Below are 21,407 nucleotides of genomic sequence, written 5' to 3'. Positions count from 1 at the left end.
GTGCTCTAACCAACTGAGCTAAGTAGCCATTCCAAATTGTTGTTCACCAAAAAGCACGTGTCTTGTTGGGAACGGGGCGCATTATGCGGAGTTGAGCCAAAACCGTCAATACTTTTTTGTAATAAATCCAGATAAAGCTATCGTTCGGTTTCTTTTTGAACAAAGCGCCGTATTTGTGATCGAAATACACTGCCAATCACTAATAAAAGCTAGATTAATAACTCATGTATAACGCGTTAATCACTGTTAATAAAAAAGAGCCAGTACGATAACTGGCTCTTAATATTAAAGGAACTAAGGGAACCTAACGTATTGAATTATACGTTGAATCTGAAGTGCACAACATCACCGTCTTTCACGATGTAGTCTTTGCCTTCTAGACGCCATTTTCCTGCTTCTTTTGCCCCGCTTTCACCCGAATATTGGATGAAATCGTCATAACCAACAACTTCAGCTCGGATAAAGCCTTTTTCAAAATCAGTATGGATTTTACCTGCTGATTGAGGTGCTGTTGCTCCTACTGGAATTGTCCAAGCTCTAACCTCTTTTACACCTGCGGTAAAGTAAGTCTGTAACGTTAACAGATCGTAGCCAGAGCGGATTACGCGGTTAAGGCCCGGCTCTTCAATGCCCATATCCGCTAAGAATTCTTCACGATCTTCGTCATCAAGTTCAGATAATTCAGATTCAATGGCAGCACATACAGCCACGACCACGTTGTTTTCTTGCTCTGCGTATTCACGAACGGCATCTAAATAAGGGTTATTCTCGAATCCATCTTCACTGACGTTAGCAATGTACATCGTAGGTTTGAGGGTTAGGAAGTTCAGATAGCCAATGGCATTCATCTCTTCTTTGCTTAATTCAACCGTACGAGCCATGCCACCTTCGGTGAAAACAGGAAGCAGTTTCTCTAGGACCGTTATTTCAAACTTAGCGTCTTTGTCACCGCCTTTGGCTTTCTTTGCGTTACGCTGAAGAGCACGCTCACAAGAATCCAAGTCAGCAAGAGCAAGCTCTAAGTTGATCACCTCGATATCGTCAATCGGTGAAACCTTGCCAGATACGTGAATAATATTGTCATTCTCAAAACAACGAACTACGTGACCGATAGCGTCAGTTTCGCGGATGTTAGCTAGGAACTTGTTGCCAAGGCCTTCCCCTTTTGATGCTCCAGCAACAAGGCCTGCGATATCAACAAACTCCATGGTTGTTGGCAGTATTTTTTGAGGGTTTACAATCTTTGCAAGTGCGTCAAGACGAAGATCGGGCACAGGTACGATGCCTGTATTTGGCTCGATCGTACAGAAAGGGAAGTTTGCTGCTTCGATGCCTGCTTTAGTTAGTGCATTAAATAGTGTTGATTTGCCGACGTTTGGCAATCCAACTATGCCACATTTAAAACCCATGATAGTAACCTTATTCTGCTTTGAACGTATGTAAGCGGTTTTGTGCCTTGGTTAGACCATCTTTTAATAAGATGTCTAAGCATCGAACAGATTCGTCGATGGCTGCGTCTAAACATTCCTGCTCTTTTGCAGGAGCTTTACCAAGCACATAACCTGAAACTTTGTCTTTATGTCCAGGGTGGCCTATGCCAATCCTCAAACGATAAAATTCTTTATTATTAGCCAATTTGCTAATGGTATCTCGTAGTCCGTTATGTCCACCGTGACCGCCTCCTTTTTTGAACTTCGCGACTCCGGGTGGGAGATCAAGTTCATCATGGGCAATCATGATTTCTTCCGGCTTGATTTGATAAAACTTGGCCAACGCACCAACGGCTTTACCTGATAGGTTCATAAAGGTCGTTGGGATCAGTAAGCGGAGATCGTCACCGTTGACAAGAATGCGTCCGGTTAAACCATAAAATTTACTTTCACTTTTTAAGGTAACGTTATGGACTCTGGCTAGTTCTTCCACAACCCAAGCTCCGGCGTTGTGTCGTGTTCGGGTGTATTCAGCCCCCGGGTTAGCTAGACCAACAAGCAGTTTAATTTGCTGACTCAAAGTTTAGATCTCTCTGGAATATCAAAAAGCGCGGTATCATAGCACAGAAAAGAGGCTTGGCTCTAGCTTGGCGCTAGATATAAAAAAGCACTTCAATAGATGAAGTGCTTTCCGTGTAATTACTGGTTTAAGAGTAGAGACTCTTAACGCGTTTAACGTAAATTAGTTAAACATCGCAGAGATAGATTCTTCATTGCTGATGCGACGAATCGCTTCAGCGAGCATGCGAGATAAGCTGAGTTCTGTTACTTTGCCCGTTGCTTTCATCTCTGGAGACAGAGAAATCGAATCAGTCACGATCACTTGGTCAAGTACTGAATTTTTGATGTTTTGTGCTGCAGTACCAGAGAAAACAGCGTGAGTCGCGTAAGCAAATACTCGCTTAGCACCGCGTTCTTTCAGCGCTTCTGCTGCTTTACATAGAGTGCCACCTGTATCGATCATATCATCAACGATGACACAATCACGGCCTTCAACATCACCAATTAGGTTCATGACTTCTGAAACGTTAGCGCGTGGACGACGCTTATCAACGATAGCGATATCTACATCACCCAGTGCTTTTGCTGTTGCGCGAGCACGAACAACGCCGCCAAGGTCAGGGGAAACAACGACTGGGTTATCTAGGCCACGGTTTGCCATATCTTCAAGCAATACGGGTGTACCAAAGATGTTATCTACAGGTACGTCGAAGAAACCTTGAATTTGCTCAGCGTGCAGGTCGATAGTCAGAACGCGGTCAACACCAACGTTTGATAGGAAGTCTGCAACAACCTTAGCCGTAATTGGCACACGAGCTGAACGGACACGACGGTCTTGACGTGCGTAACCAAAGTATGGGATTACAGCAGTAATACGGCCAGCTGAAGCACGGCGCATTGCGTCAATCATTACCACCAATTCCATTAGATTGTCATTGGTTGGTGCACAAGTAGATTGAATCAGGAATACATCACTACCACGAACATTTTCATTAATTTGTACTGCAACTTCACCATCAGAAAAACGGTCAACAGTAGCATCTCCAAGAGAGATGTATAAACGATCAGCAATACGTTGGGCTAGTTCAGGTGTTGCATTACCAGCAAAGAGCTTCATATCAGGCACGGTGGAAACCTCAGGGTTGCGTCCAGTTTTTAAGTAAATTCGGTGTGGGCTTTTTTATAAAAAGCCAATGTCTCTTTTAACGGGGAAATATTTCGTCCTTTCGTCACAAAAGCAGAGACGGTATCAGAGAGTAATTCTAAAACTTGATTCGCGCTATCTTTGCTGTCAAATTCTGCAAAAATACAAGAACCCGTTCCAGTCAGTCTCGACGGCGCGTATTGTAGCAGCCATGAAAGTTGCTGATCAACCTCTGGGTACAGCATTCGTACAATTTTTTCGCAATCGTTTTCGTAATCCCCGTTTAGCAGCACATTTAGTGGCTTTTTTGGTGTGTCACGCGTTAAATTAGGGTGAGTAAAAATGTCAGCCGTTGAGATACTGACCTGAGGTTTTACCACCAAATACCATTTTTCGTCGGGCTTGGCTTCGGTGAGCTTTTCACCAACGCCTTCAGCAAACGCAGAGAACCCTCGAACAAAGACAGGCACATCCGCTCCTAATGCGAGTCCAATACGGGCCAGTTCATCATCGCTAAGGTTAAGTTGCCACAAATGGTTTAAGGCCACGAGTACTGTTGCTGCATTTGATGATCCGCCGCCGATACCGCCCCCCATTGGTAGGACTTTATGGATGCCTATTTCAGCGCCAAACGTACATTGGCTATAACGTTTCAGTGCATCTGCTGCTTTCCATATCAGGTTGTCGGTGGTTTCCACCCCATCGATTGGATTGAGCAGCGTGACATGGCCTGATTCATTGGACGTGATAGTCAGTTCGTCCCCATGTTCGAGAAACTGAAACAAAGTTTGAAGTTCATGGTAACCGTTATCTTGGCGGCCTGTTATGTACAGGAAAAGGTTAAGTTTGGCAGGAGATGGCCAGCGAGTGGTGCTCGGAATCATGCTATAAAATCCAGTTGGCAATGACTAAATTGATACTTGTATCTTGATGAATAAGCCTAATTTTTCTAGGTAACGGTAGGACAGAGCCTTGATATTCAACATCTTGATAGGATAAGAATTGAAGTCGCCACTGCTGTTGTCCAACTGTTTTTTGCAAAGTGCTTAATGTGTTGTTGTCGTTTAACTGGTAAGTATCAGCAAGGGTCGGGTTTCCTAACAACCAATCTTCAAGTTGTTCAATTGGGATCATTAAGCCAGTTAGCTGTTCAATCAATACATCGGCACTTCGGTGAGAAAGGGTTTGGTTATCGTAGGTGTTCACCACCGAACCGGATTCTGTTATTGATAAATTTAAAACAGTTTGACCGATAAACGTTGTCAGGCGAAGCTGCTCTAGTACAGGTGTGTGCTTCCATTGAAAGTTTAATGATTGGCGCTGCTCTGGAGAGATATATCCCAGTTTTCCGATTGTTTTATACTGGGTAATAGAACGCAGTTTGTCCAGGTGAGCTTGCCATTCGACACTGGTTTGGCTTTCTGGAAGAGTTGAACAACCGGCCAAAAGCAAAACTGTGAATATAAAAGAGATAAGTCGACGAAAGATAATCATAACTGGTTGCACTTTGTACTATTCTCGTTAGCCAATGCCCATTACTATAACATTGATATCACGAAGTCAGAAAAACAAATCGCGTTCACTCTTTTAATAACGGGGGGCATCAAGTAAAATTCCCTGCCTACATGTCTTTCCCTTAATCTGAGAACTTTCTATACATGTCCTTGCTTGTTATTGGCATCAATCACAATACAGCGTCTGTTGATTTGCGAGAAAAAGTAGCGTTTGGCCCAGATAAATTATCTGAAGCGTTAAAGCAATTGGAAGCAAATACAAACGTGCATGGCAGCGTCATTTTATCGACCTGCAATCGCACAGAGATTTATTGTGATACTAAGTCGGCCACAAAGAGCAAAGTCATCGAGTGGTTAACCCACTTTCATCAAGTGAGTCCCGAAGAGCTAAAACCGAGTATTTACACCTATGAAGAACAAGCGGCCATTCGCCATTTAATGCGAGTGTCATGCGGGTTAGATTCTTTGGTGTTAGGTGAGCCTCAGATTTTAGGGCAGGTCAAACAAGCGTATGCTGATGCTCGTGATGCAAAGTCCGTCAATTCATCGGTCGAGAAGTTATTTCAAAAAGCATTTTCTGTCGCGAAACGGGTACGCACTGAAACGGAAATTGGCGGAAGTGCGGTGTCTGTTGCTTATGCCGCTTGTACGCTTGCTAAACACATCTTTGAGTCTCTTGCTGATTCAACGGTGTTATTGGTGGGGGCCGGTGAAACGATTGAACTGGTCGCAAAACATTTAGCCAGTAACGGGTGTTCAAACATTATAGTGGCTAACCGAACTCGTGAGCGGGCGTTAGGGCTTGCGGATCAATTTGGCGCGCATGTTATCAGCCTGGAAGAAATTCCCAGCCACTTGGCTAAAGCCGATATTGTGATCAGTTCAACGGCAAGTCCGTTACCGATCATTGGTAAAGGAATGATAGAAACAGCACTCAAAGCGCGCAAACATCAACCTATGTTGTTGGTTGATATTGCCGTACCGCGAGATATTGAGTCTCAAGTAGGCGATCTTAACGACGCTTATCTATATACTGTCGACGATTTGCAATCCATTGTTGAAAGCAACATGGAACAGAGGAAAGTCGAAGCAATACAAGCTGAAGCGATCGTGAGTGAAGAAAGTGCCACATTTATGACTTGGCTGAGATCATTGCAAGCGGTAGATAGCATAAGAGAATTTCGCAATACCTCGAATGAAATCCGAGAGGAGTTGCTAGCAAAAAGCCTTCAGTCACTCCTTTCTGGCAGTGAGCCTGAAAAGGTATTGCTAGAGTTAAGCAACAAACTCACCAATCGATTGATACACGCTCCCACTCGTGCGCTTCAAAGTGCAGCAGAGCAAGGGGAGCCCGCTAAGCTGGCTGTTATTAGGCAAAGTTTGGGTCTCGATGAACTGAAATAGTTGTCATCGCGAATAAATCATTTTATATGGAAGGTCACTTTTGAGTGACCTTTGTAACCTAAGTTAAGAAAAGAATTATGAAAGCATCGATTTTAGTAAAGCTTGAAACTCTTGTTGAACGCTATGAAGAAGTTCAACATCTACTTGGCGATCCAGATGTCATTGGTAACCAAGATAAATTCCGTGCTCTTTCAAGAGAGTACTCACAGCTAGAAGAAGTAACGACGTGTTTCCAAGCTTATCAGCAAGCTCAAGAAGATTTAGAAGCTGCTGAAGAAATGGCAAAAGAAGACGATGCTGAAATGCGTGAAATGGCGCAAGAAGAGATCAAAGAAGCAAAAGAAGCGATTGAACGTTTAACCGACGATCTACAAATTCTATTAATTCCAAAAGATCCCAACGATGAGCGTAACTGTTTCTTAGAAATTCGTGCTGGAGCTGGTGGTGACGAAGCGGGCATCTTCGCCGGAAACCTGTTCCGTATGTATTCTAAATTTGCTGAGAAAAAAGGCTGGCGCGTCGAAGTGATGAGCTGCAATGCTTCAGAGCAGGGTGGTTACAAAGAGATGATCGCGAAGATCAGCGGTGAAGCGGTTTACGGTACCATGAAGTTTGAATCAGGCGGTCATCGCGTACAACGCGTACCTGAAACCGAATCTCAAGGTCGAGTTCATACTTCTGCGTGCACCGTTGCTGTGATGGCTGAGATTCCGGAAGCCGACTTGCCAGAAATTAAAGCGGCTGATTTGAAAATTGATACGTTCCGTGCCTCTGGTGCGGGTGGACAGCACGTCAACACCACTGATTCTGCTATTCGTATCACTCACTTACCGACGGGTACGGTCGTTGAGTGTCAAGATGAGCGTTCGCAACATAAAAACAAAGCAAAAGCCATGACAGTCCTGGCTGCGCGTATTGTTCAAGCGGAAGAAGCTCGTCGAGCAGCGGAAGTGTCAGATACTCGTCGTAATCTATTAGGCTCTGGTGATCGTAGTGATCGTATTCGTACGTATAATTACCCTCAAGGTCGAGTATCGGACCACCGTATTAACTTGACTTTATATCGCCTAACCGAAGTGCTTGAAGGTGATATGCAAAGCCTGGTTGATCCTGTGATACTCGAGCACCAAGCGGACCAACTTGCCGCGCTAGCTGATAATAACTAAGTTAGTCGATTGTGTTAACGGTAGAACAAACATTAAACAGCGCTATTGCAGCGCTTCAAGAGAGCGGCAGTGAATCGCCTTCCCTTGATGCCGCGGTATTGCTTTGTCATAGCTTAAATAAACCTCGTTCATTTTTATTAACCTGGCCAGAAAAAGAGCTGACTCAGCAGCAAGATGATGATTTTAAAAACCTTCTTGAGCGGCGTATCACCGGTGAGCCCATTGCATATATTGTTGGTGAACGAGAGTTTTGGTCATTGCCGTTGAAGGTTTCTCCAACGACGTTAATCCCTCGCCCAGATACAGAAAGGTTAGTTGAACTGGCCCTTGATAAATCGGTGGGTCAATCAGGTTCGATCTTAGATTTGGGAACGGGGACAGGTGCAATAGCGTTAGCTTTGGCTTCTGAAATGCCAGAGAGAACCGTCATTGGCATCGATCTCAAACAAGACGCTCAACACCTCGCGGCTGAAAACGGAAAGCGTTTGGGTATCACAAATGCACGATTTTTATCAGGAAGTTGGTTTTCCCCACTCGATAGTGGAACAAAGTTTGCTTTAATTGTTTCCAATCCGCCTTATATTGATGAAAGCGATCCACACCTTGCATTGGGAGATGTTCGCTTTGAGCCTATGAGTGCCTTAGTGGCGCAAGAAAATGGTTTAGCCGATATTCGAACGATATCGGAGCAGGCTATCGGTTTTCTTGAAGAAGACGGATGGCTGATGTTTGAGCATGGCTTTGAACAAGGCGCTCAGGTAAGAGATATTTTGATAGCGTTGGGTTACCAGCATGTTGTCACAGAAAAAGATTATGGAAATAACGATCGAGTTACTCTCGGTCAATGGAAGACAAACCAATAAGAGAGCTGTAAATGTACGAAGGAATTAAACATTTTCATATGCTGACTATCGCGTTAAGCGCAACGTTACTGTCAGTACGTTTTGCCCTGATGATGGCAGATTCAAAACTCGTCAATAACCCGGTTTTAAAAATATTCCCTCATGTTAATGACACGCTATTGCTTCTTTCTGGCTTTGGTTTGATGTTTGTTACCGGCTTTGTTCCTTTTACACCAGAAGGTGCTTGGTTAACGGAAAAAATCACCTGCGTTCTTGCCTATATCGCGCTGGGATTTTTTGCTTTAAAACTTGGCAAAAACAAATGGCTAAAGACCTTTTCATTCTTTGGTGCTTTAGGTTGGTTAGTTATGGCAGCAAAAGTCGCGATCACTAAAACCTCGATGTTTATGTAAGCATCATGGTTATGATAGACATACTAGGGTGTGGTAAAGCAATCGGTCGGAAGCGATCATACAGAGTTAAACGGATGGGAATACTGCCCATTCATACCCCAATAAATACAGGTACAGGCAATCGTTAATGCGAGAACTTTTTGACGAAGATTTTGACTCATTAGAGTTGGCTGAGGGAGCGTTAGTGCTTAACAAAGCCGTCAACCCAGCAACGCAAAAACAATGGGCTGAAAATGAACTTGAGCGCCTTTTATCTGAAGCCGAGCTTGCCCTTTGTCATGAGAATAATGAAAAACAGAAGTTTGAATCATTCTTACGTTTATTCTATCAAGAGTGGGGATTTAAAGGGGATAAGGATGCGTACTTTAATTCTAATAACGCGTTCATTGATAAAGTATTAGAGCGTCGTAAAGGCATTCCAGTCAGTTTAGGTGCGCTGATTTTGTACCTAGGTCGGAAACTTGGTTTTCCCATTGAAGGGGTCACTTTTCCAACGCAATTCATTATTAAACTGACCTGGTACGGCGAGAAGCCTCTCTACCTAAACCCGTTTGATGGTGAATATGTGTCAATGCATACACTGCAAGCTTGGCTCATTGGTCAAGAAGGGCCTCTTGCACAAATAAAATCCAAACACCTGGACGTTGCGGATAATCCAACGATTATAGGTCGTTGGTTAGCATTATTAAAAAGCTCGTTACTTCGAGAGGAGCGCTATACTTTAGCGTTACAATGTTCAAATTTGGCGCTGACGTTTGTCCCTGACGATCCATACGAAATCCGTGATCGAGGTTTTATTTATCAGCAGCTCGATTGCCATCAAATTGCTTCGTCTGATTTTCAGTATTTTGTTGATCAGTGCCCAGATGACCCTGCGAGTGAACTGTTAAAAAATCAAATCAGTGTCATGAGTGAAACCTGTGTGGTTGTTCATTAAAGCCAATACAGTGATTAAGTGCGTTCATTAGGTAGACAAGTTCATTAAACAATCAAACCAACTCAATAATGAAATCACCAAGCTGCCAAAAGTGCATTAGACAATTAAACCGTACGCTAAAAGGCCCATTGGATAGCGTGCGAGTCATAACAATATAGAGAGAATAAAATGGAACAAAAAGTAGTTAATATTGGTGATATTCCAGTAGCTAACGATAAGCCATTTACCTTATTTGCTGGGATGAATGTTTTAGAGTCTCGTGATCTCGCGATGCAGATCTGTGAACACTACGTTAAAGTGACCGAGAAACTAGGCATTCCATACGTATTTAAAGCATCATTTGATAAAGCGAATCGTAGCTCAGTGCATTCTTACCGTGGCCCTGGTCTTGATGAAGGCATGAAGATATTTCAAGAAATCAAAGAGACTTTTGGTGTGAAAATCATCACGGACATTCATACAGAGGCGCAGGCTCAGGTCGTTGCTGATGTTGTGGACGTTATCCAGTTACCTGCGTTTTTAGCGCGCCAAACCGATCTTGTTGAGGCGATGGCTAAAACTGGCTCTGTGATTAATGTTAAGAAACCACAATTCATGAGCCCAAATCAAGTAGGTAACATTGTCGATAAATTCGCTGAATGTGGTAACGAGAATATCATCCTATGTGAGCGAGGCTCTTGCATGGGGTACGATAACTTAGTCGTGGATATGCTTGGTTTTGGCGTCATGAAAAAAGCATCTAACGGCAGTCCAATCATCTTTGATGTGACACATTCACTGCAAATGCGTGACCCTTCTGGAGCAGCATCTGGTGGGCGACGTGAGCAAACCGTAGAGTTAGCAAAAGCGGGCTTAGCAACAGGGATTGCTGGTCTATTTATTGAAGCGCATCCAACGCCCGACCAAGCATTATGTGATGGCCCGTCAGCGTTACCTCTTGATAAACTTGAGCCGTTTTTAGCCCAGATGAAAGCACTTGATGATTTGATCAAAGGGTTTGCACCTATTGATATTAAATAGTGAGTGATATTAAGTAGCCAGTGAGATCGAGTCGCGTGTGTGCTTTTAGGGCAATCGTCTCTGATTTAACTTAATAACACGGCGCACTTTCTTTCTAAGGCCATCATTTTGATGGCCTTTTTTGTATCTGGCGCAGCCAATTGCCCTGTCTTCAGCGTAATTCATGCCTAACTTCACAGTAAAACGTTTGCTTGTGATCCATTGAAATGCGATATGAAAACATTCAATTTCGTTACACTTTATTCACTTATTTATAGTGATCTAATCGACATAAATATGAAATCTTCGTGTACGGTTTGCTGTGTTAATTTAGACTGGTTCAAGTTTATTGAGCCATAAGCACCAAAAATATGGTGTGGTCTATTCTATATGGGTCGATATTAAATGCAGTGGATCCCCCAACAGTTCAAAGGTATGACAATGAAGCAAGGCCTTATTCTAAAAACGACGCTAAGCGCAGCGATTCTTGCAACTCTAGCAGGTTGTGCAACTCAACCTACTCATGAGTGGGAAGCAGATACAACATATAAACTGACCGTTTTACACACTAATGACCATCATGGTCGTTTTTGGCAAAACAAATACGGTGAGTACGGTATGGCAGCACGTAAAACGTTGATCGACGAATTACGTACAGAAATTCGTGCTGAAGGTGGCAGTGTATTGCTTCTTTCTGGTGGCGATATCAATACAGGTGTACCAGAGTCTGATCTACAAGATGCTGAACCTGATTTTAAAGGTATGAACAAGATTGGTTACGATGCGATGGCATTAGGTAACCACGAGTTTGATAACTCTCTTGAAGTTTTAGCACAGCAAATCGATTGGGCTAACTTCCCAATGTTATCGGCTAACATTTACGACAAAGCAACGGGCGAGCGTAAATTCCAAGCTTACGAAATGTTCACTAAGCAAGGCATCAAAATTGCTGTTATCGGTTTAACCACTGAAGATACAGCGAAAATTGGTAACCCAGAGTTTATTGGTAGCATTGACTTCCGTGACCCTAAAGAAGAAGCAAAGAAACTGATTGCTGAATTAGAAAAAACAGAAAAACCAGACCTTATTTTCGCTGTGACACACATGGGTCACTATGAAGATGGTAAGCGTGGCATTAATGCGCCTGGTGATGTTGCTTTAGCTCGTTACCTAGATGAAGGCTCACTGGATATGATCGTTGGTGGTCACTCTCAAGAACCTGTTTGTATGGAAGCGCCTAATGTCGTGACCAAGAAATTCAATCCTAGTGATGAATGTAAGCCAGATATGCAAAATGGTACTTACATTGTACAAGCGCACGAATGGGGTAAATATGTTGGCCGAGCTGACTATGAATTCCGAAACGGTGAACTTGAAATGGTCAGCTACGATTTGATTCCTGTTAACTTGAAGAAGAAAATTAAAGTTGATGGTAAATCTCAACGTGTTCTTATTGAAGACGAAATTGCTCAAGATCAAGAGCTTCTTGAATTCTTGCGTCCTTTCCAAGAGCAAGGTCAAGCTCAGCTGAATGAGAAAATCAGTGAGATTAATGAGAAGCTTGAAGGCGACCGTAATGTGGTTCGTTTCCAACAAACCAACCTGGGTCGTTTGATCGCAACAGCACACATGGAGCGCGCGAAGGCAGACTTTGCCGTAATGAACTCTGGTGGTGTGCGTAACTCGATTGAAGCGGGCGACGTAACCTATAAAGACGTTCTGATTGTTCAACCATTTGCCAACATCCTTACGTATACTGACATGTCAGGTGCTGAGGTTATCGATTACCTAAATGTGGTGGCAACTAAACCGGTTGATTCAGGTGCGTACGCACAGTTTGCTGGTATTTCAATGACGGTTGAAAACGGTGCAGTATCGAATGTGATGATTGCTGGCAAACCGCTAAACGTTGAGGATACGTATCGCTTTACCGTACCAAGCTATAACGCGGCTGGTGGCGATGGATATCCAAAACTGACCGCTCATCCAGGTTTTGTAAACACAGGGTTTGTTGATGCTGAAGTATTGAAAGAATACTTAGAAGCAAATAGCCCAGTTGATGTAAGCCTTTATGCACCTTCAGGTGAAATGGTCTACAAATAAGCATTAAAATAATAAACCAGAGCGATAGTAATGGTTTGATATAAGTAAAGAAGCGGTGCACTCAGGTGCGCCGCTTTTTTTTTCATACAATCTATGGTCTATTAAGCACTCGGTTTTTCGTGACGGATGACACGCGAGTAAAGGACAGCCACATGACGCCTGCTATAGAGTGTGCAATTAAGAATAAAGTGCCGCATAAGATCCACCAGTATGAACATGATCCCAGGGCGAAAAGTTTTGGGTTAGAAGCCGCAGAGGTGTTAGGGCAAGATCCAAGCACCGTCTTCAAAACTCTATTGTTTTGTTTAAATGGGGAGCCCAAGAACTTAGCGGTAGCCATTATTCCCGTTGAAAACCAGTTAAGCCTTAAGTTAGCGGCAAAAGCGGCGAAGGCCAAAAAAGCAGCCATGGCAGATGCGAATATCGCTCAAAAAGTCACGGGCTATGTGGTTGGTGGAATCAGTCCACTTGGGCAAAAAAAACGATTGCCCACGTTTATTCATATGAGTGCGACAGAGCGACCGTCAATATGCGTGAGTGCAGGAAAGCGTGGTTTAGAGATTGAACTTTCCCCGCAAGATCTTGCTCAATTGACCCATGCACATTTTGCTTGTTTGTGTGATTGAATCGCTGATGCGAAACTAAAAAGGCCAAATACACAAAATGTATTTGGCCTTTATTATGTATTTTTAAGCTTGATAGCTATGTACTAAGTTGGAGCTATGTACTAAATCGGAGCTACGTAATAAATAGGAGCGCTTATTTGATCTCTTCTTCCATTTGAGCATTATCGACGATGTGATTTTCGCCCAAATCATGCGGTAAAACTAGGTTAAGAAGAATAGCCACGATACCACACAGGCTAACCCCTTGCAGGCTGAACTCCCCAATACCAAATGCCATGCCACCGATACCGAAAACAAGTGTCACGGCGACAATAACAAGGTTGCGTGATTTGTGTAAATCGACGTTATTTTTAATCAGGGTATTCAAACCAACCGTTGCAATTGAGCCAAACAGTAAAATCATAATACCGCCCATAACCGGAACTGGGATGGTTTGAAGCAATGCGCCCAGTTTACCAACAAGCGCGAGAACAATCGCTGTCACTGCTGCCCATGTCATGATGACAGGATTAAAAGCCTTGGTAAGCATAACGGCACCCGTGACTTCACTGTATGTTGTGTTTGGTGGCGCCCCCATCATTGAAGCCGCGATGGTCGCTACTCCATCACCCGCAATTGTGCGGTGTAAACCTGGTTTCTTGAGATAGTCTTTTTTGGTCACATTTGAAATCGCAAGCATATCACCCACGTGCTCGACAGCCGGTGCAATGGCGACTGGGATCATAAATAGAATGGCATTGATATTGAATTCAGGCGCAGTAAAGTTCGGCAGAGACAGCCATGCTGCTTGAGCCACTGGAGTAAAGTCGACAACACCGAAGTATAGGCTAAGCGCGTAACCTGCCATGATACCGCCGCAAATAGGTAATAACTTAAGAAAACCTTTCGCAAAAACACTGATGGCAATCGTAACGACAAGAGCCACACTTGAGATCCAAAGAGAAGCCGTGCCGTCAATCAGTTGAAGACTACCGTCCCCTGTTTTTCCCAGTGCCATATTAACCGCAACTGGGGCTAAGCCTAAGCCAATAACAATGATCACTGGGCCAACAACCACAGGTGGGAGAAGTTTGTGAATGATCTCAACACCTTTAATTTTGATAACCGCGCCCATCAACACATAGACAAAGCCAGCTGCCATCAGTCCGCCCATGGTGGCGCCAATACCCCATGTTTGTACCCCAAACATAATCGGTGCAATAAAAGCAAAAGATGAAGCTAGAAAAATGGGTACAGATCGACGAGTCATTACTTGGAAAATAAGCGTACCCACACCAGCACCAAAAAGGGCGACATTGGGGTCAAGCCCAGTAAGCAATGGCACAAGTACAAGTGCACCAAAGGCGACAAAGAGCATTTGTGCACCCTGAATAGCATTTTTCATGGTAGTTTCCTGTTGGTTGAAGTGGTCGTTGTGGTTGAACGGTTAGCTGGAAAGCCGATGTTAAAAAACGAAGGGATTTTAGCACCTACGAAAACGTTTGCGGTGGGGTAGATCAAATTAATTCACATAAATTATGAATTCTGATTGCTATTGCGGCAGTCTTAGTCAAATTCTCACGGTATCTTGAAGTCCATTTCTTGCTCACGGGTAGATAGTTGCTTATCATCTACTTTCGCTAGCCATTATGTAGGAAACATATGCGTCATTTAGTTTTATTGATCGTAAGTTTATTGTCTGTCTCTGCTCACGCTCTGACCAATGTCGATTTATATCGCGCCGAAATTGTCATCGATCAGGAAAAAGATAACGGAGATGCTGCTGCGCGAGTGGCAGGTATGAAAGAAGTCATCATCCGAGCTTCCGGTGATCGCACTGCGATTGAAAATGAGGTGATAAAAAAAGCACTGAGTCAGCATTCTCAATATTTATCTAAAATCAGTTATGACCAAGTCAATGAACAATCAACGATACGTATGGGGTTCAATGCGCCTCAGATTCGTGGTCTGCTCAGTCAAGCTCAAGTCCCATTTTGGCCTGAATCTCGTTCGAACTTGCTGGTTTGGTTAGTCGAAGACTCAAACTTTGAACGTAATATTTCCTGGGAACACTCATCAACGGCTGTCCTTAACGAGATAAAAAGTGAAGCGCAACGTCGCGGATTACCCATTACTTTGCCTATTGGGGATTTTGATGATATTACAGGCATTTCCATCGCTGATGTCTGGGGTGGATTCGTTGAGCCAATTAGTACGGCAAGCCAGCGTTATCCGAGTGATGCAGTTTTGGTCGTTCGCTCTCAAGGGAACAATCTTCGTTGGACGCTTTATGATCAAAAGCCATCGAGTATGATGTCACGCACTCAAGCACCTATTACCGGCACTGAGTCAGGCTCCCAATCTGCTGCAGATATGATCAATACGGTTAGCGATTACTACGCGAATAAAAATGCTGTCATGGTTGCGAGTGAATCTTCGGAATCTGTGATCGCTCAATTTACCTCAATAGACAGTGCACTTGATTTCTTCCAATTGGAAAATAATTTAAAAGCATTGTCTTCTGTTGCTTCCCTCGATATCGTTAAAATTCAAGGGACAACCGTGACATTTAATGTGCATTTACTGGCGTCTCAAGCAGAGTTCGAACAGGAAGTGCTTCGCATTCAAGGTATCAATAAAGCGACGGAGACATTTCCTCCTAGCGAGTTGAATGCCCCCGACAATTTGGACCACTCTGGTTCAGAAAATAGCGCTGCTGATACGGATGTTGTTGGTGAACCAGTGATTGTGGAAGCTGCAGCGACCGCCTCTGAACTTAATACGCCAGTAGAAAGTTCGATGGAAATTCAATCCCATGATTCAACGGAAGCGGTTCGAACATTAAGATTTGAGTGGAAGACGGACTAGTTTTTATCAGAATGCTTTTTATTCAAGAGAAAAAGTAACCAACAGAAAAAATACTCAATAAAAAACCGCAGATATGTCTGCGGTTTTTACTTTTTTGGCGGCTGTAATGACATGTTATGAATTATCGAAGCGCGCTTTTTCTTGCTTCTCTACCTCGGATAAACGTGTGAGTTTAAGGCCCAGCTCCTTACCTCGAGCGCGAGCGTAAAGAATGTTGCCAATAAATGCCATCGTTGTTAAACACAGCTCGACGGAAGCAAGCACCCGTTCTCCGTCTCCAATGTATAAAATAACCAAGGCATGAAGAAAGTAGAGCATTAAAACAAAGTTTGCCCATGCATGCGTGTACGGTTTACCTGCGAGAATCCCAGGAAGTGGTAGCAATAAAGGCACGCTCCATGCAATAGCGAGAGTGAGGTTATTGATATGGGGATGCGGGGACAAATACCATTGCCACAATACAACCCAAGAAATGAGTGAAAGATTGCCAAAAAGAGCGAGCAATCTAAATAGTTTGGTTCTGGTTGTCATGTCAGGTGCCATTGGCTTGTTTATCCTTGCTTACCTTACTGTGTTTCTATTACGGTTTTGAAAACGGGACTCTCAGAGCGGATTTATAAGATGTCCAACACTTTCTCTGGTGGGCGTCCATGACGAGCTTTTCCATTTGAAACCACAATAGGGCGCTCGATTAATTTTGGGTTTTCTGCCATTGCTGAAAATAATTCTTCGTCGCTGGCGTCATCAAGTTGTAGCGTTTTGTAGGCTTCCTCTTTGACTCTCATCATGTCTCTTACACTCGATACAGCGAGTTGTGCATAGAGTTCTTTCAAAGTGTCGGCTGTTGGTGGCGTTTCTAAATACTTCACAATAGTCGGTGAAACATTATTCTCTTCTAATAACGCCAATGTTTGACGGCTCTTTGAACATCTTGGGTTGTGATAGATGATGACAGACATAATGGCTTCCTTGTTGATGTAATTATTGTAGTGATAAGAATCGGTCACGTTGAATCATGAGTTGGTCAATTCGCGCATCGAAGCGAGCTTGCTTTAGACTACCTAGGTCGACTAGTTGGCTGGCTTGAGTGTAGAACTGTATCGCTTTGTTCCAGTTCGCTTTAAGGGCTAAAATCTCCGCTCGTGCGGCAAGATCATCGGCACTCTCGCCCAGTGCAATGTTCGCTTCTGAAAGCAGATGCCAGCCATTAACATCGTCACTCAAATTATGAGTGTAGCGTTGTAATACACGAATGGCTTCAAGGTGGTTGTCTTGCTCAAGCAGCGCGTTAGCATAGTTGATAGTGAGAACCGGGTTATTGGGCTTAGATTGTAGTGCTTTTGACAGCATAGCGATGGCTTTCTCAGGCTGTTTTTGTGCAATATACAAATCAGAAAGTGCATCTAAGTAAAAATTATTGCTTGGCTCGAGTTTAATCAAATTGTGAAGTAGGGCATCAGCTAGTTCGAGCTCTTTGTTATCTAAATGAACCAGTGCTTTTCCATATTGGAAAGCGGGGGCGATATCTTTACCTACCTTCTTTTCTGAACGTTCTAACCAATCCATTGCTGCTTTACCTTCGATACCGGCGTATCGTGCCACAATGCGAGCCCTTGCTAACTGGTAATCAAGAGATGGCTGAATACGCATCGGTGGGTAATTTTGTGCTCTAGCTCGGCTGTCAGTAATACGATCTTCAGGAAGAGGGTGGGTAAGCAGCATCGGTGGTGGCTTACTTGCGTATCGGTACTCATCAGCGAGTCGGCCAAAAAATCGAGGCATGGCTTGAACCTCAAAACCGGCTTTAGCCAGGGTATTTATGCCAAAGCGGTCCGCTTCTTTTTCGTTACCGCGTGTATAGTTTATCTGGCTTTGCATATTGCCGGCAGTTGCAGCGGTAACCGCAGCGATCCCTGCTTCTGGGGCCGCAATAGCAATAAGTAAAGAAGCCGCAAGTGCTGCTAATGTAGCGGGTGAACGTCTGGCTTGGTCTTCCATTCTTCTTGCCAAGTGACGTTGAGTAACGTGAGCGATTTCATGGGCAACAACAGAAGCCAGTTCGCTTTCTGTTTGAGCGTGTAAAAATAATCCGGAGTGCAACGCAACATAACCGCCAAAGAATGCAAAGGCGTTGATATTTCGATCTCGAATCATAAAAAAGGTAAATGGGGTTTTTACGTCGTCAGCACTGGCGACTAATCGGTGCCCTACTGAGTCGATATACTCATTCAATACAGGGTCATTAATGATAGGCTGGTTGTTTCTCAGGATTCGCATGTACGCATCACCATAGACAATCTCTTGATCTATCGTGAGGGTTCCTCCCGCAGCGGTGCCTATATCCGGTAGCTCAATATTATTGGCTACGGATACTGAAGGGCTGGCAATAGTCGTGGCGACGCAAAGGCAAACTAACGAGCGGGCGCGTTTAAACATAGTAGTCAACAATACTCCATTTTCATTGTTGTTATTGACACGGCAAAGCCTGTTTTGTTTCAACTATTTCTGCTCTTTGTTGGAAGAGTGGCAAAATATAGCGGCATGGCAAGCGGTAGTGGCTACTGTAACGTTGATACCCTCGTAAATACAAGGGCGCCGTAATGAAACATGAACTTGAATTTTGTTTGCTGCATAAAACCCTATACAATAGCGGCTTACTTAAGTGTATCGAGTCAAAAAGTGGAACGACTTCTAGATTTACGTGCTGAACGCTGCCCTATGGCGCTACTATTGGCAAAACGTTACGTCACAACGCTAACCGTCGGGGAGGAGGCTGAAGTTATCCTTTCTGATGAAAGCTCATTCCAAGACGTAGAGCGCTACTTTCGTTTGAAGAACCACTTAGTGATTAGTGAGAAAATAGACGACGGCTTTAGACTTAAAGTCGTTATTCAAAATTAAAGGGAACACTGCTTAATGTTAGATATGGTCAGTCGCTGGTACAAGCGACGTTTTTCAGATCCACACGCTGTAAGCTTGGTCGCTATTTTATTTTTTGGTTTCATTACCATCTATTTTTTTGGTCATCTCATTGCGCCTTTGCTTGTCGCCATTGTGTTGGCTTATTTGCTCGAATGGCCAGTGACCCAACTTAGTCGTTTTCGTATCCCCAGAACGCTCGCCGTTATCATTGTTATTCTGTCGTTTACTGGCTTGATGTTATTGGCCGTGTTTGGGTTAATTCCGACTATCTGGCAACAGGTAGGCAATCTTATTAACGACATCCCCAATATGTATATTGGCCTGCAAAACTTTATCGCTATTTTGCCTGAACGCTACCCTGAACTTGCCAATCTTCAGATAGTTGAATCATTGATTATCAATATGAAAAATCAAGCGATTGGTATGGGAGAAAGTGTGGTTAAGGGATCCCTTGCATCACTGGTGAGTTTAGCCACGCTTGCTGTCTATCTCATTCTTGTTCCGCTATTGGTGTTCTTCTTGTTGAAAGATAAGAAAGAAATGGTGGCGATGGCGAGTGGTATTTTACCAAGAAACCGACGTTTGGCCGATAAAGTTTGGGTTGAGATGAACCAGCAGATTTCGAATTACATTCGAGGTAAGGTGCTTGAGATCTTAATTGTTGGCGGTGCAAGCTACATTACGTTCGCTTTATTGGATCTTCGATATGCAGTGTTGCTCGCTGTGGCGGTGGGTTTTTCTGTCTTGATCCCTTATATCGGGGCGGCAGCGGTGACGGTACCGGTTGCCATCGTCGGGCTATTTCAATGGGGTCTCACACCACCGTTTTATTGGTTACTGTTTGCTTATGGCATTATTCAGATGCTCGATGGCAATGTGTTAGTGCCTGTTCTGTTTTCTGAAGCCGTTAACCTTCACCCTGTTGCTATTATTGTTGGGGTCCTGGTCTTTGGTGGGTTATGGGGCTTTTGGGGGGTCTTTTTTGCCATTCCGCTGGCGACATTAGTCAAAGCCGTGGTTAATGCACTGCCTAGCCATGAAGATGAAGAGCCGAAAATTACCCCCTAACAAATCGTTTTTATATCGTAACATATTGAAATAAAAGTAAAGCTCTATTGATTTTAATCAGGTAGAGCTTTTTTTTTGCTTTTGCATCTATACTTCTACCTATAAGTCACAAATAGCCATCAATTTATTTACAAAAAAGTAATTAAGTTTTTGTAAAATTTGACGATATAGCATGTGGAATAATTCTAATTTGGTGTCACCTAGTCGAGGGAAGTTATGAAATTTAGTCAGAAAATTGTGGCAGCGTCTTCAGCATTGTTGTTTGTTACGGTTTCTTTACTGTCTGTTCAGCAGTTATCTACGGTTCAATCGGAAGTAGAGAATCTAGTAAACAGTAGCTTGAATGAAATGGTTGTTGGGGTAAAAAATACTGTTTCATCGGAAATGGAGAGTAAAAAGTCCCTGGCTCAGTCGACCACTGAAGTGATTGAGATTAATCCCCAAGATCAAGATTACGTAAAAATGATCCTAGAGAAGCCTAATTTGAAGTCGAGCTTTCTAGCGGTCGGTTTTGGTTACGATTCGAATGGCTTTGTTATTGAAAATGATGACGGTTGGGAAGCTGGCCCGGATTATGATCCACGAGTTCGTCCTTGGTTTATCGATGCAAAATCGAAAGGTCGATTGGTCGTGACGGCCCCTTATGTCGATGTATCTACAAGTAACGTTATTATTTCAATTGGTACGCCCGTCAAAGAAAATGGCAAATTCACGGCGGGTATGTTCTATGACATGGAACTCACTGGACTTGCGGATCTGGTCAACAGCATTAACCTGCTGGATGCGGGTTACCTATTTATAGTGACTGATGATGGAACGACGATCGCACACCCAGAAACAAAGAATAACGGGCAAAAATTATCCACCTATATGCCGGAAGTTCAAATCAAAGAAGGTGTTCAGAACATAGAGATGAATGGTTCAACATTCCTTGTCCAATTCATGAAAGTACCTTCAGAAAACTGGTATGTCGGCGCGATTGTTGATGAGTCTATTGCATTTTCGGCAATAGCAAAATTGCGTAATAGCTCGGTTATTTATACGTTGATTGGCGTTATTTTAAGCGTGATCGTTTTGACACTATTGATTCGCGTATTGATGCGCCCATTAGGGACGTTAAACGCGGCGATTCAAGATGTCGCTTCTGGTCAAGGGGACTTAACAAAACGTCTTGATACTAATACTGATGCTGAATTTGCCGAGTTGGCTAAAGGTTTTAACCAGTTTACTGAAACGTTACAAAATCAAATTATTCAATCGAAAAGTATTGGTCATGAAATCATGAACGGAACCGAGATGATTGTGCATGGTGCCCATGAATCTGCCGATGCGATGCGTAGTCAGCTTCAAGAGTTGGAGCAATTGGCGACAGCAATGAACGAAATGGCTGTAACGGCAACCGAAGTGGCCAATAATGCTCAAGGCGCAGCG

At 43.5% G+C, this 21,407-nt stretch carries 21 protein-coding genes; 12 read left to right on the top strand and 9 right to left on the bottom strand.

What is annotated here, in order from left to right:
* Positions 1 to 317: 317 nt before the first annotated feature.
* From ychF to lolB, 5 genes are all read right to left on the bottom strand, one after another.
* Complete coding sequence (gene ychF / locus A1QO_RS11130) at positions 318 to 1,409, bottom strand: redox-regulated ATPase YchF (protein ID WP_017039987.1); 1,092 nt, start codon at positions 1,407 to 1,409, stop codon at positions 318 to 320.
* A gap of 10 nt (positions 1,410 to 1,419) precedes the next feature.
* Positions 1,420 to 2,010 (bottom strand): aminoacyl-tRNA hydrolase, encoded by a 591-nt coding sequence (gene pth / locus A1QO_RS11125; protein ID WP_017034453.1) that lies wholly within the window; start codon positions 2,008 to 2,010, stop codon positions 1,420 to 1,422.
* Positions 2,011 to 2,172: 162 nt separating this feature from the next.
* The gene (locus A1QO_RS11120) at positions 2,173 to 3,117 is read right to left on the bottom strand and encodes a ribose-phosphate pyrophosphokinase (protein WP_017040933.1); all 945 of its coding nucleotides are present in this window, start codon (positions 3,115 to 3,117) and stop codon (positions 2,173 to 2,175) included.
* A 29-nt stretch (positions 3,118 to 3,146) separates the two neighbouring features.
* Complete coding sequence (gene ispE, locus A1QO_RS11115; RefSeq protein ID WP_017034455.1) at positions 3,147 to 4,019, bottom strand: 4-(cytidine 5'-diphospho)-2-C-methyl-D-erythritol kinase; 873 nt, start codon at positions 4,017 to 4,019, stop codon at positions 3,147 to 3,149.
* A gap of 1 nt (position 4,020) precedes the next feature.
* On the bottom strand, positions 4,021 to 4,629 hold the full coding sequence (gene lolB, locus A1QO_RS11110) for a lipoprotein insertase outer membrane protein LolB (protein ID WP_017039988.1): 609 nt from the start codon (positions 4,627 to 4,629) through the stop codon (positions 4,021 to 4,023).
* A gap of 164 nt (positions 4,630 to 4,793) precedes the next feature.
* On the opposite strand from lolB, the gene hemA reads away from it, so the two are divergent.
* The 8 genes from hemA (at position 4,794) to ybaK (ending at position 13,139) form a co-directional block, all read left to right on the top strand.
* The gene (hemA, locus tag A1QO_RS11105; protein ID WP_017034457.1) at positions 4,794 to 6,053 is read left to right on the top strand and encodes a glutamyl-tRNA reductase; all 1,260 of its coding nucleotides are present in this window, start codon (positions 4,794 to 4,796) and stop codon (positions 6,051 to 6,053) included.
* A 77-nt stretch (positions 6,054 to 6,130) separates the two neighbouring features.
* Positions 6,131 to 7,219: a peptide chain release factor 1 gene (prfA, locus tag A1QO_RS11100; RefSeq protein ID WP_017034458.1), complete on the top strand. Its 1,089-nt coding sequence runs from the start codon at positions 6,131 to 6,133 to the stop codon at positions 7,217 to 7,219.
* 11 nt (positions 7,220 to 7,230) lie between these two features.
* The gene (prmC, locus tag A1QO_RS11095) at positions 7,231 to 8,082 is read left to right on the top strand and encodes a peptide chain release factor N(5)-glutamine methyltransferase (RefSeq protein WP_017034459.1); all 852 of its coding nucleotides are present in this window, start codon (positions 7,231 to 7,233) and stop codon (positions 8,080 to 8,082) included.
* A gap of 11 nt (positions 8,083 to 8,093) precedes the next feature.
* Positions 8,094 to 8,474 carry a SirB2 family protein gene (locus tag A1QO_RS11090; RefSeq protein WP_017034460.1) on the top strand — a complete coding sequence of 127 codons (381 nt, stop codon included), beginning with the start codon at positions 8,094 to 8,096 and terminating at the stop codon, positions 8,472 to 8,474.
* 127 nt (positions 8,475 to 8,601) lie between these two features.
* Entirely contained in the window at positions 8,602 to 9,411 is an 810-nt protein-coding gene (locus A1QO_RS11085) for a SirB1 family protein (protein WP_017034461.1), read from the top strand.
* A gap of 168 nt (positions 9,412 to 9,579) precedes the next feature.
* Entirely contained in the window at positions 9,580 to 10,431 is an 852-nt protein-coding gene (kdsA, locus tag A1QO_RS11080) for a 3-deoxy-8-phosphooctulonate synthase (protein WP_017034462.1), read from the top strand.
* A 420-nt stretch (positions 10,432 to 10,851) separates the two neighbouring features.
* On the top strand, positions 10,852 to 12,513 hold the full coding sequence (ushA, locus tag A1QO_RS11075) for a bifunctional UDP-sugar hydrolase/5'-nucleotidase UshA (protein ID WP_017034463.1): 1,662 nt from the start codon (positions 10,852 to 10,854) through the stop codon (positions 12,511 to 12,513).
* A 152-nt stretch (positions 12,514 to 12,665) separates the two neighbouring features.
* Positions 12,666 to 13,139 (top strand): Cys-tRNA(Pro) deacylase, encoded by a 474-nt coding sequence (gene ybaK, locus A1QO_RS11070; RefSeq protein ID WP_017034464.1) that lies wholly within the window; start codon positions 12,666 to 12,668, stop codon positions 13,137 to 13,139.
* A gap of 133 nt (positions 13,140 to 13,272) precedes the next feature.
* On the opposite strand, the gene A1QO_RS11065 is transcribed toward ybaK, so the two are convergent.
* Positions 13,273 to 14,523: a uracil-xanthine permease family protein gene (locus A1QO_RS11065; protein WP_017039989.1), complete on the bottom strand. Its 1,251-nt coding sequence runs from the start codon at positions 14,521 to 14,523 to the stop codon at positions 13,273 to 13,275.
* Between the two features lie 257 nt (positions 14,524 to 14,780).
* Here A1QO_RS11065 and A1QO_RS11060 point away from each other — a divergent pair, with 257 nt between their 5' ends.
* Positions 14,781 to 15,986 (top strand): DUF2066 domain-containing protein, encoded by a 1,206-nt coding sequence (locus A1QO_RS11060; RefSeq protein WP_017034466.1) that lies wholly within the window; start codon positions 14,781 to 14,783, stop codon positions 15,984 to 15,986.
* Positions 15,987 to 16,100: 114 nt separating this feature from the next.
* On the opposite strand, the gene A1QO_RS11055 is transcribed toward A1QO_RS11060, so the two are convergent.
* From A1QO_RS11055 to A1QO_RS11045, 3 genes are all read right to left on the bottom strand, one after another.
* Positions 16,101 to 16,529 (bottom strand): DUF2069 domain-containing protein, encoded by a 429-nt coding sequence (locus A1QO_RS11055; RefSeq protein WP_017038378.1) that lies wholly within the window; start codon positions 16,527 to 16,529, stop codon positions 16,101 to 16,103.
* A 71-nt stretch (positions 16,530 to 16,600) separates the two neighbouring features.
* Entirely contained in the window at positions 16,601 to 16,945 is a 345-nt protein-coding gene (gene arsC, locus A1QO_RS11050; protein WP_017033291.1) for an arsenate reductase (glutaredoxin), read from the bottom strand.
* A 22-nt stretch (positions 16,946 to 16,967) separates the two neighbouring features.
* A complete protein-coding gene (locus A1QO_RS11045; protein ID WP_017039990.1) occupies positions 16,968 to 18,422 on the bottom strand; it encodes a beta-barrel assembly-enhancing protease in 1,455 nt (484 codons plus the stop codon).
* Between the two features lie 171 nt (positions 18,423 to 18,593).
* Here A1QO_RS11045 and A1QO_RS11040 point away from each other — a divergent pair, with 171 nt between their 5' ends.
* From A1QO_RS11040 to A1QO_RS11030, 3 genes are all read left to right on the top strand, one after another.
* Positions 18,594 to 18,887, top strand: coding sequence for a sulfurtransferase TusA family protein (locus A1QO_RS11040; RefSeq protein ID WP_241790445.1), 294 nt, complete (start codon positions 18,594 to 18,596; stop codon positions 18,885 to 18,887).
* Between the two features lie 15 nt (positions 18,888 to 18,902).
* On the top strand, positions 18,903 to 19,976 hold the full coding sequence (locus A1QO_RS11035) for an AI-2E family transporter (protein WP_017033288.1): 1,074 nt from the start codon (positions 18,903 to 18,905) through the stop codon (positions 19,974 to 19,976).
* A gap of 216 nt (positions 19,977 to 20,192) precedes the next feature.
* Positions 20,193 to 21,407, top strand: a 1,215-nt coding sequence (locus A1QO_RS11030; protein WP_017040931.1) for a methyl-accepting chemotaxis protein, incomplete at its 3' end; no start/stop codon positions are given.

The organism is Vibrio genomosp. F10 str. ZF-129 (assembly GCF_000287055.2).
Classification (GTDB): Bacteria; Pseudomonadota; Gammaproteobacteria; order Enterobacterales; family Vibrionaceae; genus Vibrio.
Note: the sequence above shows the minus strand (reverse complement) of the source record. Positions and strands in the feature narration are given on the sequence as shown.